Source organism: Duganella lactea (assembly GCF_009857505.1).
Lineage (GTDB): Bacteria > Pseudomonadota > Gammaproteobacteria > Burkholderiales > Burkholderiaceae_D > Rugamonas > Rugamonas lactea.
On record NZ_WWCP01000009.1, the window covers coordinates 138531 to 151940 of the forward strand.

Annotated in this window: 13 protein-coding genes; 12 read left to right on the top strand and 1 reads right to left on the bottom strand. The window is 64.1% G+C overall.

Going from position 1 to position 13410, the window contains the following annotated elements; genetic code table 11:
• The first annotated feature begins 71 nt into the window (after positions 1–71).
• From odhB to yoaA, 7 genes are all read left to right on the top strand, one after another.
• Entirely contained in the window at positions 72–1325 is a 1254-nt protein-coding gene (gene odhB, locus GTP44_RS10405) for a 2-oxoglutarate dehydrogenase complex dihydrolipoyllysine-residue succinyltransferase (RefSeq protein ID WP_160991662.1), read from the top strand.
• Positions 1326–1384: 59 nt separating this feature from the next.
• On the top strand, positions 1385–1705 hold the full coding sequence (locus tag GTP44_RS10410) for a PspC domain-containing protein (protein WP_160991674.1): 321 nt from the start codon (positions 1385–1387) through the stop codon (positions 1703–1705).
• Positions 1706–1707: 2 nt separating this feature from the next.
• Positions 1708–3138: a dihydrolipoyl dehydrogenase gene (gene lpdA, locus GTP44_RS10415; RefSeq protein ID WP_161019367.1), complete on the top strand. Its 1431-nt coding sequence runs from the start codon at positions 1708–1710 to the stop codon at positions 3136–3138.
• Between the two features lie 68 nt (positions 3139–3206).
• On the top strand, positions 3207–4304 hold the full coding sequence (gene zapE / locus GTP44_RS10420; RefSeq protein ID WP_160991664.1) for a cell division protein ZapE: 1098 nt from the start codon (positions 3207–3209) through the stop codon (positions 4302–4304).
• A gap of 10 nt (positions 4305–4314) precedes the next feature.
• On the top strand, positions 4315–4968 hold the full coding sequence (locus GTP44_RS10425; protein WP_161019368.1) for a hypothetical protein: 654 nt from the start codon (positions 4315–4317) through the stop codon (positions 4966–4968).
• 129 nt (positions 4969–5097) lie between these two features.
• The gene (locus GTP44_RS10430) at positions 5098–5298 is read left to right on the top strand and encodes a YdcH family protein (RefSeq protein WP_160991666.1); all 201 of its coding nucleotides are present in this window, start codon (positions 5098–5100) and stop codon (positions 5296–5298) included.
• Positions 5299–5324: 26 nt separating this feature from the next.
• Entirely contained in the window at positions 5325–7361 is a 2037-nt protein-coding gene (gene yoaA / locus GTP44_RS10435; protein ID WP_202424043.1) for a DNA repair helicase YoaA, read from the top strand.
• Between the two features lie 99 nt (positions 7362–7460).
• Here the strand turns inward: yoaA and GTP44_RS10440 are convergent, their stop codons facing one another.
• The gene (locus GTP44_RS10440) at positions 7461–8438 is read right to left on the bottom strand and encodes an NADPH:quinone oxidoreductase family protein (RefSeq protein ID WP_161019369.1); all 978 of its coding nucleotides are present in this window, start codon (positions 8436–8438) and stop codon (positions 7461–7463) included.
• 158 nt (positions 8439–8596) lie between these two features.
• Here GTP44_RS10440 and GTP44_RS10445 point away from each other — a divergent pair, with 158 nt between their 5' ends.
• From GTP44_RS10445 to GTP44_RS10465, 5 genes are all read left to right on the top strand, one after another.
• Positions 8597–9202: a toll/interleukin-1 receptor domain-containing protein gene (locus tag GTP44_RS10445; protein ID WP_161019370.1), complete on the top strand. Its 606-nt coding sequence runs from the start codon at positions 8597–8599 to the stop codon at positions 9200–9202.
• Positions 9203–9211: 9 nt separating this feature from the next.
• Complete coding sequence (locus GTP44_RS10450) at positions 9212–11173, top strand: KGGVGR-motif variant AAA ATPase (RefSeq protein WP_161019371.1); 1962 nt, start codon at positions 9212–9214, stop codon at positions 11171–11173.
• Between the two features lie 69 nt (positions 11174–11242).
• Positions 11243–11980 carry a 5'/3'-nucleotidase SurE gene (gene surE / locus GTP44_RS10455; RefSeq protein ID WP_161019372.1) on the top strand — a complete coding sequence of 246 codons (738 nt, stop codon included), beginning with the start codon at positions 11243–11245 and terminating at the stop codon, positions 11978–11980.
• Positions 11977–12846, top strand: coding sequence for a protein-L-isoaspartate(D-aspartate) O-methyltransferase (locus GTP44_RS10460; RefSeq protein ID WP_161019373.1), 870 nt, complete (start codon positions 11977–11979; stop codon positions 12844–12846). Before surE ends, GTP44_RS10460 begins: the two co-directional genes overlap by 4 nt.
• Before the next feature lie 32 nt (positions 12847–12878).
• A partial coding sequence (locus GTP44_RS10465; protein WP_161019374.1) for a LysM peptidoglycan-binding domain-containing protein occupies positions 12879–13410 on the top strand: 532 nt, incomplete at its 3' end.

The following is a 13410-nucleotide window of genomic DNA, read 5'->3' on the forward strand; positions in this document are numbered from 1 at the left end:
CACTTTATGAACGGAGCGCCTCGCTGCGACGCGGCGGGGCGCCGCAACAACAAAATATACGGAGTTTTACAATGGCACAAATCGAAGTCAAAGTTCCTCAACTGTCGGAATCCGTCGCAGAAGCGACCATGCTGACCTGGCATAAAAAAGTCGGCGAAGCCGTTGCTCGCGACGAAAACCTGATCGACATCGAGACCGATAAAGTGGTTCTGGAACTGCCAGCACCGGCAGCTGGCGTCCTGGTGAAAATCATCAAGGGCGACGGCAGCACCGTGGTGGCCGACGAAGTCATCGCCATCATCGACACCGATGCCGGCGCCGTTGCCGCGCCAGCCGCCGCCGCCGCCGCGCCAGCGCCAGCCGCCGCAGCGCCAGCCGCCGCTCCAGCCGCCGCCACCGGTGGCGCGAAAGGCGACGTGGCCATGCCGGCCGCCGCCAAGATTCTGTCGGAAAAAGGCTTGTCGGCTGGCGACGTCGCCGGTTCGGGCAAAGATGGCCGCGTGACCAAGGGCGACGCCCTGGCCGCTTCGGCATCGTCGACCCCGGCTGTCGCGCCACTGGCCGCGCCAGCCGCGAAACCAGCGCTGGCACAAGTGGCCGCGCCGGCCGCCGCCAACCTGGGCGACCGTCCGGAAGAGCGCGTGCCGATGAGCCGTCTGCGCGCCCGTATCGCCGAGCGTCTGCTGCAATCGCAATCGACCAACGCCATCCTGACCACCTTCAATGAAGTGAACATGGCGCCAGTGATGGACCTGCGCGCCAAGTACAAGGACAAGTTCGAGAAAGAACACGGCGTCAAGCTGGGCTTCATGTCGTTCTTCGTCAAAGCCGCTGTCGCCGCGCTGAAGAAATACCCGATCCTGAACGCGTCGGTGGACGGCAACGACATCCTGTACCACGGCTACTTCGACATCGGTATCGCGGTTGGTTCGCCACGCGGCCTGGTGGTGCCGATCCTGCGCAACGCCGACCAGATGTCGATCGCTGAAATCGAGAAGAAAATCGGTGAATTCGGCCAGAAAGCCAAAGAAGGCAAGCTGACCCTGGACGACCTTACCGGCGGCACCTTCTCGATCTCGAACGGCGGCACCTTCGGCTCGATGCTGTCGACCCCGATCATCAACCCGCCACAATCGGCGATCCTGGGCGTGCACGCGACCAAGGACCGCGCCGTGGTGGAAAATGGCCAGATCGTTGTGCGTCCGATGAACTACCTGGCGATGTCCTACGACCACCGCATCATCGACGGCCGCGAAGCCGTGCTGGGCCTGGTGGCCATGAAGGAAGCGCTGGAAGATCCAGCCCGTCTGCTGCTGGACCTGTAATTCATCGCGTGACCCCGGCGCCGCGTGGCGCCGGGGGATTCTCGGGAAGGTCATGAATGATGAGCGTTGCTGAAGAAATCAAGCGTTTGCACGAACTGCATCAGGCCGGTGCGCTGTCGGACGACGAGTTCGCCGCCGCCAAAGCCCGTTTGCTGGACCGCCAGAACAGCGGCGCCGGCGGCGACTTCAGCACCCTGCGCCGTTCGCGCGGCGACCGCTGGCTGGGCGGCGTGTGTGGCGGACTGGGGCGCATCAGCGGAGTCGAGTCGTGGATCTGGCGGCTGCTGTTCGTGCTGTTTGTGTGCACCTTCGGTTTCGGTCTCGCCATCTACATTCTGTTATGGATCTTCGTGCCTGAAGACGAACTGATTGGACATTAAAAATGAGTAAACAATTTGACGTAGTAGTTATCGGCGCCGGTCCCGGCGGTTACATCGCCGCCATCCGCGCCGCACAGCTGGGCTTCTCGGTGGCCTGCGTGGACGCGTGGGAAAACGAAAAAGGCGGCCCGGCACCGGGCGGCACCTGCACCAACGTCGGCTGCATCCCGTCGAAGGCGCTGCTGCAATCGTCGGAACACTACGAGCACGCCGGTCACGCGTTCAAGGAACACGGCATCGACGTCGCCGGCCTGTCGCTGAACCTGCCGCAAATGATCAAGCGCAAGGACACCGTTGTGAAGCAAAACAACGACGGCATCCTGTTCCTGTTCAAGAAAAACAAGGTGACCTTCTTCCACGGTCGCGCCGCCTTCGCCGGCGCCGCCACCGCTGAAGGCTACCCGCTGACCGTGTCGGCGCCGGCCAACGAAACCATCGTCGGCAAGCAAGTGATCATCGCCACCGGCTCGAACGCGCGCGCGCTGCCAGGCGCGGAGTTCGACGAGCAACTGATCCTGTCGAACACCGGCGCGCTGGCCATCGGCGACGTGCCGAAGAGGCTGGGCGTGATCGGCGCCGGCGTGATCGGCCTGGAAATGGGTTCGGTATGGCGTCGTCTGGGTTCGGAAGTGACCGTGCTGGAAGGTCTGCCGACCTTCCTCGGCGCCGTCGACGAGCAGATCGCCAAGGAAGCCAACAAGCTGTTCACCAAGCAAGGCCTGAACATCAACCTCGGCTGCAAGATCGGCAAGATCACCAAGGGCGCCAACAACGTCACCGTGGAATACGACAACGCCAAGGGCGAAGCCAACACCGCCGTGTTCGACAAGCTGATCGTCTCGATCGGCCGTACCCCGAACACCAACGGTCTGGCCGCTGACAAGGTCGGCCTGTCGCTGGACGAGCGCGGTTTCGTGGCGGTCGACGACGACTGCAAAACCAATCTGCCAGGCGTCTGGGCGATCGGCGACGTGGTGCGCGGCCCGATGCTGGCGCACAAGGCGGAAGAAGAGGGTGTCGCGGTGGCCGAGCGTATCGCCGGCCAGCACGGCCACACCAACTTCGCCACCATTCCTTGGGTGATCTACACCTCGCCGGAAATCGCGTGGGTCGGCCGCACCGAGCAGCAACTGAAGGCCGACGGCGTCGCTTACAAGGCCGGCACCTTCCCGTTCCTGGCCAACGGCCGCGCGCGCGCGCTGGGCGACACCTCGGGCATGGTCAAGTTCCTGGCGGACGCGACCACCGACGAAATCCTGGGCGTGCACATCATCGGCCCAATGGCGTCGGAGCTGATTTCCGAAGCGGTGGTGGCGATGGAGTTCAAGGCTTCGGCCGAAGACATCGCGCGTATCTGCCACGCCCACCCGTCGCTGTCGGAAGCGACCAAGGAGGCCGCGTTGGCCATCGACAAGCGTACCCTCAACTTCTAAGTTGATGTAGTCGCTGTTATAGGGCGGGCCGTCATGGCCCGCCGTTTTTGTTTGTGCAGATTGAAGCTATGAACGTCCAAGAGTACTACCACAACGCGCTGGCGCAGCGCGGCTACAAGGCCGATGAGGCGCAGCAGCGCGCGATCACCCGTTTGCAGCAATGCTATGACGAATGGGTCGACTACAAGTCGCAGCGCTCCAGCACCTTCCGGCGCCTGATCAATCGCCCGTCCGTGCCGAAAGGCGTGTACATGTGGGGCGGCGTGGGCCGTGGCAAGTCCTTCCTGATGGACAGTTTCTTCTCGGTGGTGCCGCTGGTGCGCAAGACGCGCCTGCACTTCCATGAATTCATGCGCGACGTGCACCGTCAACTCGACGAGCTGCGCGGCGTGGCCGACCCGCTGGACGAGGTGGCCAAGCGCGTCGCCAAAAAATACCGGCTGATCTGCTTCGACGAGTTCCACATCTCGGACGTGGCCGACGCCATGATCATGTACAACCTGCTGAAGGCGCTGTTTGACAACGGCGTGTCCTTCATCATGACCTCGAACTACGATCCGAATCTGCTGTACCCGGACGGTCTGCACCGCGACCGCATCCTGCCGACCATCGCGCTGCTGTACGAAAAGCTCGACGTGATGAACATCGACGCCGGCATCGACTACCGCGGCCGCGCGCTGGAGCAGGTCGAGGCCTACTACACGCCGCTCAACGCCAAGACCGACGAGGCGCTGCGCGAGGCCTACGCCAGCATTGCCGAGACCGCCGACGAAGACCCGATGATCCGCATCGAGGCGCGCGAGATTCGCGCGCTGCGCCGCGCCGGCACCATCATCTGGTTCGACTTCAACACGCTGTGCGGCGGGCCGCGCTCGCAGAACGATTATCTGGAAATCGCCAGCCGTTTCCATACCGTGATATTGTCCGGGGTGCCGGCGATGTCGGCGTCGATGTCGTCCGAGGCGCGCCGCTTCACTTGGCTGATCGACGTGTTCTACGACCAGGGCGTCAAGCTGCTGATGTCGGCGGAGGTCGAGCCGGAGGAGCTGTACACGACCGGCGCCATGGCCAACGAATTCCACCGGACCGTGTCGCGCATCGTCGAGATGCAGTCGCAGGAATATATGAACCGCCAGCAGCGGGGCGCCGCCGCCTCGCTGTCGTGAAGGAAAGCGTATGAAAGCCCGTTTAGTCATGATCGCGCTGGCTGTGCTGAGCGCAGCGGCGCAAGCCCAGCAGGTCACTTCGGTCGAGCAGGCCGACGCCGCCCTGGTCAAGGTGGCCCAGGACCGTGAGGCCGTGAACGCGGCGTTCGCTGAAAGCGAGCGCGTGTGCAATAACAAATTCTTCGTCAACAACTGCCTGGACAAGGCCAAGGAAAAACGCCGCGTGGCGCTGGCCGCCATTCGTGCGCGCGAAGTCGACGCCGAGCACTTCAAGCGGGTGGCCTCGGTCGCCAAGCGCGATGCCGACTTGGCCGAGCGCGCGCGCAAGGAGCAGGAGGACGCCGCGACGCGCGCCGCCCAGGCGCCGCGCGCGCCGAAGGAAGAGCACGCGGCGCCGAAGCCGCCGACCGGCCCGCGCGTGGCCGACCGCGAAGCCGAGTTCGCCGCCAAGCAGTCACGCCAGGCGCAACAGGATGCCGCCGGCGCCGCCCAGCGCGCCGCCAACGTCGAGGCGTTTGCGCGCAAGCAGGAAGAGTCGCGGCGCCGTCAGGAAATCGTCGCCCGCAAGAAGGCTGAGAACGCGGAGAAAGCCCGCCTGGCCGCCGAGAAAGAAGCGGCCGCCGCCAAAAAAGCGGCGGCGAAGCAGCAGGCGCCGGCCCAGTAATCCGCGCCGCCAGGGCGGCGTCGGCGGATGACTGGTTGGCGTCCGGCGCGGGGTAGATTAAACTACGCACCGTGTCGCAGTTTGTATGCAACTACCTGTTGTTCCGCTGAAACTATTTGGTTGAGAAATATGACTGATGTGCAAGATATCCAGCGTCGTTTGATTGAACTCGACGTCGAGCACCGCGATCTGGACGCGGTCATCACCATGCTGACGCTGGACGGACACCACGATCAACTGCAATTGCGCCGCCTCAAAAAGCGCAAACTGCAACTGAAGGACCATATCACTCTGCTGAAAATGCAATTGGTGCCGGACGTGCCGGCCTGAGCCGAAACGCCACAACGAAGTTTATTTTGACCGAACCCCTGCCACCGTCCACCGACGCCACGCCCGCCGTCATCGGCGCCACGCCTGAACAGCCTCCCGGCAAGTACGACTCCGAGGTCGAACGCCTGTTCGGCGCCGGCGGCCCGCTGGGGCCGGCCGTCGGCGACTTCCGCCCACGCCGTTCGCAAACCGAAATGGCCAAGGCGGTGGCGTCGGCCATCGCCGGCCAGACCACGCTGATCGCCGAGGCCGGGACGGGCACGGGCAAGACCTTCGCCTATCTGGTGCCGGCGCTGCTGTGGGGCGGCAAGACCATCGTCTCGACCGGTACCAAGAACCTGCAGGACCAGCTGTTCCTGCGCGACATCCCGACCGTGCGCGCGGCGTTGCAGGCGCCGGTCTCGGTGGCGCTGCTGAAGGGGCGTTCCAACTATCTGTGCCACTACCATCTGGAGCGCACGCTGCAGAACGGCCGCATGACCTCGCGCGACGACGTCGGTCACCTGCGCGAAATCTCGCGCTTCCTGAAAATGACCAAGACCGGCGACAAGGCCGAGCTGGCGCGGGTGCCGGAAAACGCGCTGATCTGGAACCTGGTGACCTCGACCCGCGACAACTGCATGGGCGCCGAATGCCAGTATTACCAGGACTGCTTCATCATGAAGGCGCGCAAGGAGGCGCAGCAGGCCGATGTGGTGGTGGTCAACCACCACCTGTTCTTCGCCGACGTCGCGCTGAAGGATTCTGGCGTGGCCGAGCTGCTGCCGTCGGCCAACACGATCATCTTTGACGAGGCGCACCAGCTGCCCGACACCGCCACGCTGTTCTTTGGCGACACGTTCTCGACCTCGCAAGTGCTGGAGCTGTGCCGCGATGTGCTGGCCGAAGGCTTGTCGAACGCGCGCGACGGCGCCGACTGGGGCAAAGTGGTCACGGTGGTGGAAAAGGCCGCGCGCGATCTGCGCTTGACGTTCCCGCAGGACATCGTGCGCCTGTCGCTGCCGCAGATCGCCCCGTCGAGCGACTTCTTCCCGGCGCTGGCCACCCTCAAGGACCAGCTGGACGGCATGATCGCGGTGCTGGAAACCCAGGCCGAGCGTGCCGAAACGCTGGAACAGTGCCGCCAGCGCGGCCTCGACCTGGCCGCCCGCCTGGCCGCCTGGAAATTTGACCCGAAAGCCAAGGTCGCCAAGGGCGAGGAGGCGGTATTCTGGGTCGAAGCCTACGCTTCGTCGCTGCAGCTGCACAAGACGCCGCTGTCGATCGCGCCGATCTTCACCGGCCAGCGCGAAGGCGTGCCGCGCAGCTGGATTTTCACCTCGGCGACGCTGGCGGTGAAAAAAGACTTCAGCCATTTCTCCGAACAGATGGGGCTGACGGACGAGCCCTCGATGTCCTGGCCGAGTCCGTTCAACTACGAAGAGCAGGGCATTTTGTATGTGCCGACCGGCCTGCCGGACCCGAATTCCTTCGGCTACACCGACGCCGTGCTGGACCTGGCGCTGCCGGTGATCGAAGCGGCCGGCGGTAAAACTTTCCTGTTATGCACGACTTTACGGGCGGTGAAACGCGCCGCCGAGCGTCTGCGCGACGAATTCGAACAGCGCGGCCTGCCGTTCCCCCTGTTCGTCCAGGGCGACAAAGGCCGGACCGAGCTGCTGGACCAGTTCCGCAAGGCCGGCAATGGCGTGCTGATCGGATCGCAGAGTTTCTGGGAAGGGGTCGACGTGCGCGGCGACGCGCTGTCGCTGGTGATCATCGACAAACTGCCGTTCGCGCCGCCGGACGACCCGGTGCTGGCGGCCCGCATCGAAGTGATGGAAAAGCAGGGCAAAAACGGCTTCATGCACCACACTTTGCCCGAAGCCATCATCAACCTGAAGCAGGGCGCGGGCCGGCTGATCCGCGACGAAAACGACCGTGGCGTGCTGATGCTGTGTGATCCGCGGGTGATTTCCAAGCCTTACGGCAAGCGCATCTGGCAAAGCCTGCCATCCTTCAAACGCACCCGCGAGCTGGACGTCGTGCTCGAATTCTTCCGAAACAAGAATTCCGATCAGTAACTTTTAGTATCAAAACCGGTGTCAGGTCTGACATTCGCACACGGGCTCAACTGCGTAGCAGTTGAGCCCGTGTGCGAATGTCAGACCTGACACCGGAGTTTATTGTGGCAGCACCACGATCTTGCCGGTGACCTTGCGGGCGGCCATGTCGTTCAGCGCCTGCGCCGCTTCGTCCAGTCGGTAGCGTTTTGAGATGTGGGGCCGAATCTTGCCTTCCTGTAGCCATCGCAGCAGCTGGCGCATATTGGCCATGTTGCCTTGGGGATCGCGTTTGGTGAACGCTCCCCAGAACACGCCGACCAGCGAGGCGCCTTTCAGCAGCGCCAGGTTGAGCGGGAGTTGGGGGATGGCGCCGTTGGCGAATCCCACCACCAGATGGCGGCCGCCCCAGGCGATCGAGCGGAACGCCGCTTCCGTATAGTCGCCGCCCACCGGGTCGTAAATCACGTCCGGCCCCTTGCCGTCGGTCGCTGCTTTGATCGCGGCGCGTAAATCTTCCTTGTTGTAATTGATCAGCACGTCGGCGCCGTGCTGGCGGCATGCCGCCAGCTTCTCATCGGTCGATGCACAAGCAATAATGCGGGCTCCCAGCGCTTTGCCGATCTCGATCGCCGCCAGCCCGACACCACCGGCCGCGCCAAGAATTAGCATGTTCTCGCCAGCTTCCAGCTTGGCGCGGTCGACAATCGCGTGATACGAGGTGCCGTAGGTGAGCGTGATGGCGGCGGCGGTGTCGAAATCCATATCGGGCGGCATGGGGATCAGCGATTGTGCTGTCGCTAATAATTGTTGTCCAAAGCCACCGGTCGGGACGAAGGCGATGACCCGGTCGCCGGTCCGGAAAGTGTTGACGTCGGCCGCCACCGCGCGGATCACACCGGCCACTTCGCTGCCCGGAACGAACGGCAGTTCGGGCTTGAATTGGTATTTTCCTTGCACGATCAGCACGTCCGGAAAGTTGACGCCGGCGGCGTGCACGTCGATCACCACCTGCCCCGGACCGGGGACGAGATCCGGCAATTCCAGGAGTTTCAGCATGCCCGGCGGGCCCCATGCGTCACATACGATTGCTTTCATTCTGGTCTCCTTGGTTATAAAAAAGAACGCTCGTTATATTTTTTATCTTACCGGAAAACGCCACCCGTTTGCGCAAGGTTCGGACTGCCGCGCGTTTGTGCTGGCGCAAAGTGTTTGTATAAATGATTGTTAGAGTTGGTTAAACGAAGGGGGATATCATGACTATCCGTCACGGCTGCTTTTTCAGTTATGCACATGGCCAGCATGCGTACATGAGCAAATTCAAGAACGACCTGGTCGACGCCTTGAAATGCTATCTGGAACCTCACTTCGACAACGAGAACGAACTCTTTGTTGATAGTGAACAACTCGGGGGCGGAGACGACCTCGACAGCAAAATCGCACGCGCGCTGTGCGAGAGCGTTTGCATGATTGTCATCTATACCCCCAAATACGAGGCGCACGGCTACACCCGGCGCGAGTTTGCAGCAATGCAACTTATCGAGGCCGAGCGCCAACAGTGGTACACGCTGCCCAGCCACCTGATCATCCCGGTCATCATGACGCGCCACCCGGTCAGCCTGCCGCCGCAAATCGCCGGTCCCGGCATGTACGTCGACTTTTCCCGCTACACGCTGGCCAGCGGCGACCTCAAGGCCAATCCCGATTTCATCCCGGACATTGAAAAAATCGTCCACCGCATTGCCGAGCATTACCACTGTCTAAAACAGAGCACGCCGCCGGAGCACGACTGCAGTCGTTTCGTCTTGCCGGACATCCCGCCCGAGTGGCGCGCCATTCCTCCTCCACATTTCCCACGCTAAAGGTTAGTCATGGAACTTACTTCCCTGCCACTACCGCCGCTGAGCAGCGGCGGCGAGGTCATCACTTTCTATTCTTACAAGGGCGGCAGCGGTCGCACCATGGCGCTGTCGAATATCGCGGTGTTGTTGGCGCGCCAGCAGAATGCCTCGGTCCCGGTGCTGATGATAGATTGGGATCTGGAGGCGCCGGGGCTGCATCATTACTTCGACCATGCGCATGAGCACCAGCCGGGGGTGCTGGAGTTTTTCGAGGCCTGCCACGAGCAGTTGCGCCGGCGCCGCGACGGCGCCGTGGCGCTGGACGACGAGGCGCTGGCGCACGAGGTGCTGGCGGCGGTCGGCTGGGAGCAGTATGTCAGCCGCGTCGACGAGGCCAGCCAGCTGTACCTGATGCGCGCCGGCCGGCTGGACGAGACCTTCCCCGAGCGGCTGGCGGCGCTGCAGTGGGAATCGCTGTTCCACAGTTGCCCGGCGCTGTTCCGCTGCTTCGCCGAACGCATGGCGCGCCACTTCCGCTATGTGCTGGTCGATTCGCGCACCGGCCGCACCGACGTTGCCGGCATCTGCACCACCTTGTTGCCGCGCAAGCTGGTGCTGGTGTTCACGCCCAATCGGCAGAGCCTGGAAGGAGTGCAGGCCGTGATCCAGCGCGCCACCACCTATCGCCGCAGTCATGAGGACGAGCAGCGTCCGCTGATGGTCTATCCCTTGCCCTCGCGCATGGAGATGGATGACAGCGTTCAGCGCGCGCAGTGGCGCCGCGGCGACCCGGCGCAGCAGATCGCCGGCTACCAGTCCGGCTTCGAGGACGTGCTGCGTGAAAGCTATGGCATGCAGCAGATTTCGCTGGAAAGCTATTTCGACGAGGTGCAACTGCAGCAAACCCGCGCGTTGGCCTACGGCGAACAGGTGGCGGTGCGGCAGGATCAAGGCGATGGCGACCGTTTCTCGCTGACCCGCACCTTCGAGGCCCTGCTGGCGTGGCTCGCACCCGGCTATTTCCCATGGCAATCGCTCGGTGAAATCCGGCTGCAGGCGTCGATCGGCAAGGCGCGTCGGGCGCTGGAAGAGGGCGGGGCGGCGGCGCGCGCCGTCTCGCCGCCGCTGGCGCGCGACCTCAACGCGCTGGGCGCGTTGTACCGTGGCGAGGGGCGGCTGCGGCAGGCGCTGACCTGTTTCGAGGAAAGCCTGTCGCTGCGTCAGCGCGGCCTTGGCGAGGATCATCCGGATACGCTGGTCAGCAAAATCAATCTGGCCGACACGTTACGCTGGCAGGGGCGGCTGGACGAGGCCCAGTTCCTTGACGAAGCCATCGTCGAGGCCCGCCAGCGCATGCTGGGCGCCGAACATATCGACACGCTGCGCGCCCGCGCCGACCTGGCCGCGACGCTGGGCTTGCAGGGCCGGCTGTCGGAGGCGCTGCCGCTGCAGGACAGCGTGCTGGATACCTGTTTGCGCGTGCTGGGGGCGGACCATCCGCTGACGCTGTCGGCCAGGGCGGCGCGCGCCCACCTGCTGCTGCAACGCCGCGAGGCCGAGCTGGCCCGCGCCGCGCAGGAGCAGGTGCTGGCCGCGCGCAAGCGGCTGCTGGGCGCGGAGCACGTCGATACGCTACACGCCAAGACGGCGCTGGCGCATACCTTGCTTCAAATGCAAGAATTGGGCTTGGCCCGCAATCTGCTGGACGCGGTGCTGAAAGCCAATCTGCGCCGGCTGGGGCCGGATCACGCGCACACCCGCGAGGCGCGCGAACAACTGATCGACGTCCAGTTGCAGCTGGGCGTGCCGGCCGACGAGGCGCCGCTGGTGCCGGAACTGCATCAGGACGCGGCCATGGACGACTACGGCGACGCGCTGCCGCGGTCGTCCCGCCGCCATGGCGCGTCGGCCAACAGTCCGTGGTCGCGCAAGACCGATGATTTGCTGGCGCTCGATGGTCATCCGTCCGCCCCCCGCAACCCACCGCGTTGACAAAAATTAATACGTCATCGGGTGGCAGGCATGCGCAGTCCGGCCATTGCTTCGGGTAAAATCATCTGAATGAGAATCCTGATAAGCAATGACGACGGCTACCTGGCGCCCGGCATCAATGCGCTGGCCGATGCGCTCGCCCCGATCGCCGAGATCGTCGTGGTGGCGCCGGACAGCAACCGCTCGGGCGCGTCGAACTCCCTGTCGCTGGACCGGCCCTTGTCGGTGCAGCGGGCGAGCAATGGTTTTTATTTTGTCAACGGCACTCCGAGCGATTGCGTGCACGTGGCGCTGACTGCGCTGCTCGATGAGCGGCCCGACCTGGTGGTGTCCGGCATCAACAACGGCCCGAATATGGGCGACGACACGCTGTACTCCGGCACAGTGGCGGCCGCGACCGAGGGTTATCTGTTTGGCATTCCGGCCATCGCTTTTTCGCAGGGCGCCTATGGCTGGGAGCACATCGACGACGCCGCGCGTCATGCGCGTGACATCGTGCAGCGCTATTATCAAACGTTGCCGCGCCCCTACCTGCTGAACGTGAATATACCCAACCGTCCTTATGACCAGCTTAATACCGTGGTGGCCACCCGGCTGGGCCGGCGCCACCATTCCGAGCCGGTGATCAAGGCCAGCGACCCGCGCGGCAAGGAGATTTACTGGATCGGCCCGCCGGGCGCCTGCAAGGACGCCGGCGACGGTACCGACTTTCACGCCTGCGCGCAGGGCCAAACGTCGATCACGCCGCTGCAGATCGATCTGACCCACACCACCCAACTGAATGCATTGGCAAGGGCCTTGGCATGACCGAAAAAAACCGTACCTTTCCTTTGCCGCTGTCCTCGGTAGTCGATCAGGGGGCCAGGAAGGCAACGGTATTCAAGCCGGTGGCGACACCGCAAACCGCCACCCAGAACGCGGCGCGTTATGCGCCGCCGGCGTATTCCGCGCCGCGTCCGGTCGCCGCGCCGTCCAAGTCGCACAGTTCGGCGCTGGAGCGGGCACAGGCCGCGCCGCAGACGGCGCCGCGCCAGAGCGCGCTGGTGTCGGACGGCGTGCGCCGCGCCATGGTGCAGCGGATCGCCAAGCAGGGCGTCCAGGACCAGCTCGTGCTGGCGGCGATGGACAGCGTGCCGCGCCACCGGTTCATGGACGAGGGCCTGGCGCCGCAAGCGTATATCGACGCCTCGCTGCCGATCGGCCACCAGCAGACGATTTCCCAGCCCTACATCGTCGCCCGCATGATCGAGGTGATGCGCAACGGCGGCGCGCTGCAACGCGTGCTGGAGATCGGCACCGGCTGCGGCTACCAGGCGGCGGTGCTGGCGCGCGTGGCGCAGGAGGTGTATTCGATCGAGCGCATCAAGCCTTTGCACGAGCTGGCGAAGGCCAATTTGCGCCCCTTGCGTGTGCCGAATCTGCGCCTGCACTACGGAGATGGTATGCTAGGGCTGCCGCAAGCGGCGCCATTTGACGGTATCATTCTGGCCGCGGCCGGCATGGCGGTGCCGCAAGCGCTGCTGGACCAACTGGCCATCGGCGGCCGACTGGTCGCGCCGGTCGGCGTCCACACGCAGCATTTGGAACTGATTACGCGCATCGGCAGACAGGAGTGGACCAGCGAAACGCTGGAAGATTGCCACTTCGTGCCCTTGCGTCCGGGCGTTATCTAGGTAGCGTCCACCCCACTAAAACGAAGATGAGAATGACGAATAAAAGCAATGTGCTCGCCATGGGCTTGGCGCTCCTTGTATTGAGCGCCTGCCAGACCACCCCCCACCAGGCTCCGGTCATCGACCGTCCGATTACGCCCGCAGTCAAACCCGCCACGCCGAGCGAAACGGCGCAGATCGCCCGCGAGGAGCGCGGCCTGTACACCGTCAAAAAAGGCGACACGCTGATCCGCATCGCGCTGGAATTCGGCCAGAACTACCGCGATCTGGTGGTGTGGAACAACCTGTCCAACCCGAACGACATCAAGGTCGACCAGGTGCTGCGCGTGCTGCCGCCGGACAGCGCGCCCAATAGCGCGGGCGTGGAAACCGCCGCCATCGTCATGCCGCCGTCCGACAAGACGCCGCCGCCGGCGCCGGTGGTGAAGAAAACCGGCCCGAAAGGCGAGAAGAAACCGTACACCGACGCCAACCTGGCGGAACTGCAGCGCCCGGACAATGGCAAGGATGGCGCCGCGCCGGCCCCGGCGCCGGCGGTGGCCGCCAGCGCCGCGCGGCCGGCGA

What these genes read in the sequence shown, in the direction of transcription:
- GTP44_RS10430 (WP_160991666.1), top strand. Translation starts at nt 5,098, where the DNA reads ATGACTGATGTGCAAGATATCCAGCGTCGTTTGATTGAACTCGACGTC.
- GTP44_RS10450 (WP_161019371.1), top strand. Translation starts at nt 9,212, where the DNA reads ATGGAACTTACTTCCCTGCCACTACCGCCGCTGAGCAGCGGCGGCGAG.
- surE (WP_161019372.1), top strand. Translation starts at nt 11,243, where the DNA reads ATGAGAATCCTGATAAGCAATGACGACGGCTACCTGGCGCCCGGCATC.
- lpdA (WP_161019367.1), top strand. Translation starts at nt 1,708, where the DNA reads ATGAGTAAACAATTTGACGTAGTAGTTATCGGCGCCGGTCCCGGCGGT.
- GTP44_RS10425 (WP_161019368.1), top strand. Translation starts at nt 4,315, where the DNA reads ATGAAAGCCCGTTTAGTCATGATCGCGCTGGCTGTGCTGAGCGCAGCG.
- GTP44_RS10460 (WP_161019373.1), top strand. Translation starts at nt 11,977, where the DNA reads ATGACCGAAAAAAACCGTACCTTTCCTTTGCCGCTGTCCTCGGTAGTC.
- GTP44_RS10410 (WP_160991674.1), top strand. Translation starts at nt 1,385, where the DNA reads ATGAGCGTTGCTGAAGAAATCAAGCGTTTGCACGAACTGCATCAGGCC.
- GTP44_RS10440 (WP_161019369.1), bottom strand. Translation starts at nt 8,438, where the DNA reads ATGAAAGCAATCGTATGTGACGCATGGGGCCCGCCGGGCATGCTGAAA.
- odhB (WP_160991662.1), top strand. Translation starts at nt 72, where the DNA reads ATGGCACAAATCGAAGTCAAAGTTCCTCAACTGTCGGAATCCGTCGCA.
- zapE (WP_160991664.1), top strand. Translation starts at nt 3,207, where the DNA reads ATGAACGTCCAAGAGTACTACCACAACGCGCTGGCGCAGCGCGGCTAC.
- GTP44_RS10445 (WP_161019370.1), top strand. Translation starts at nt 8,597, where the DNA reads ATGACTATCCGTCACGGCTGCTTTTTCAGTTATGCACATGGCCAGCAT.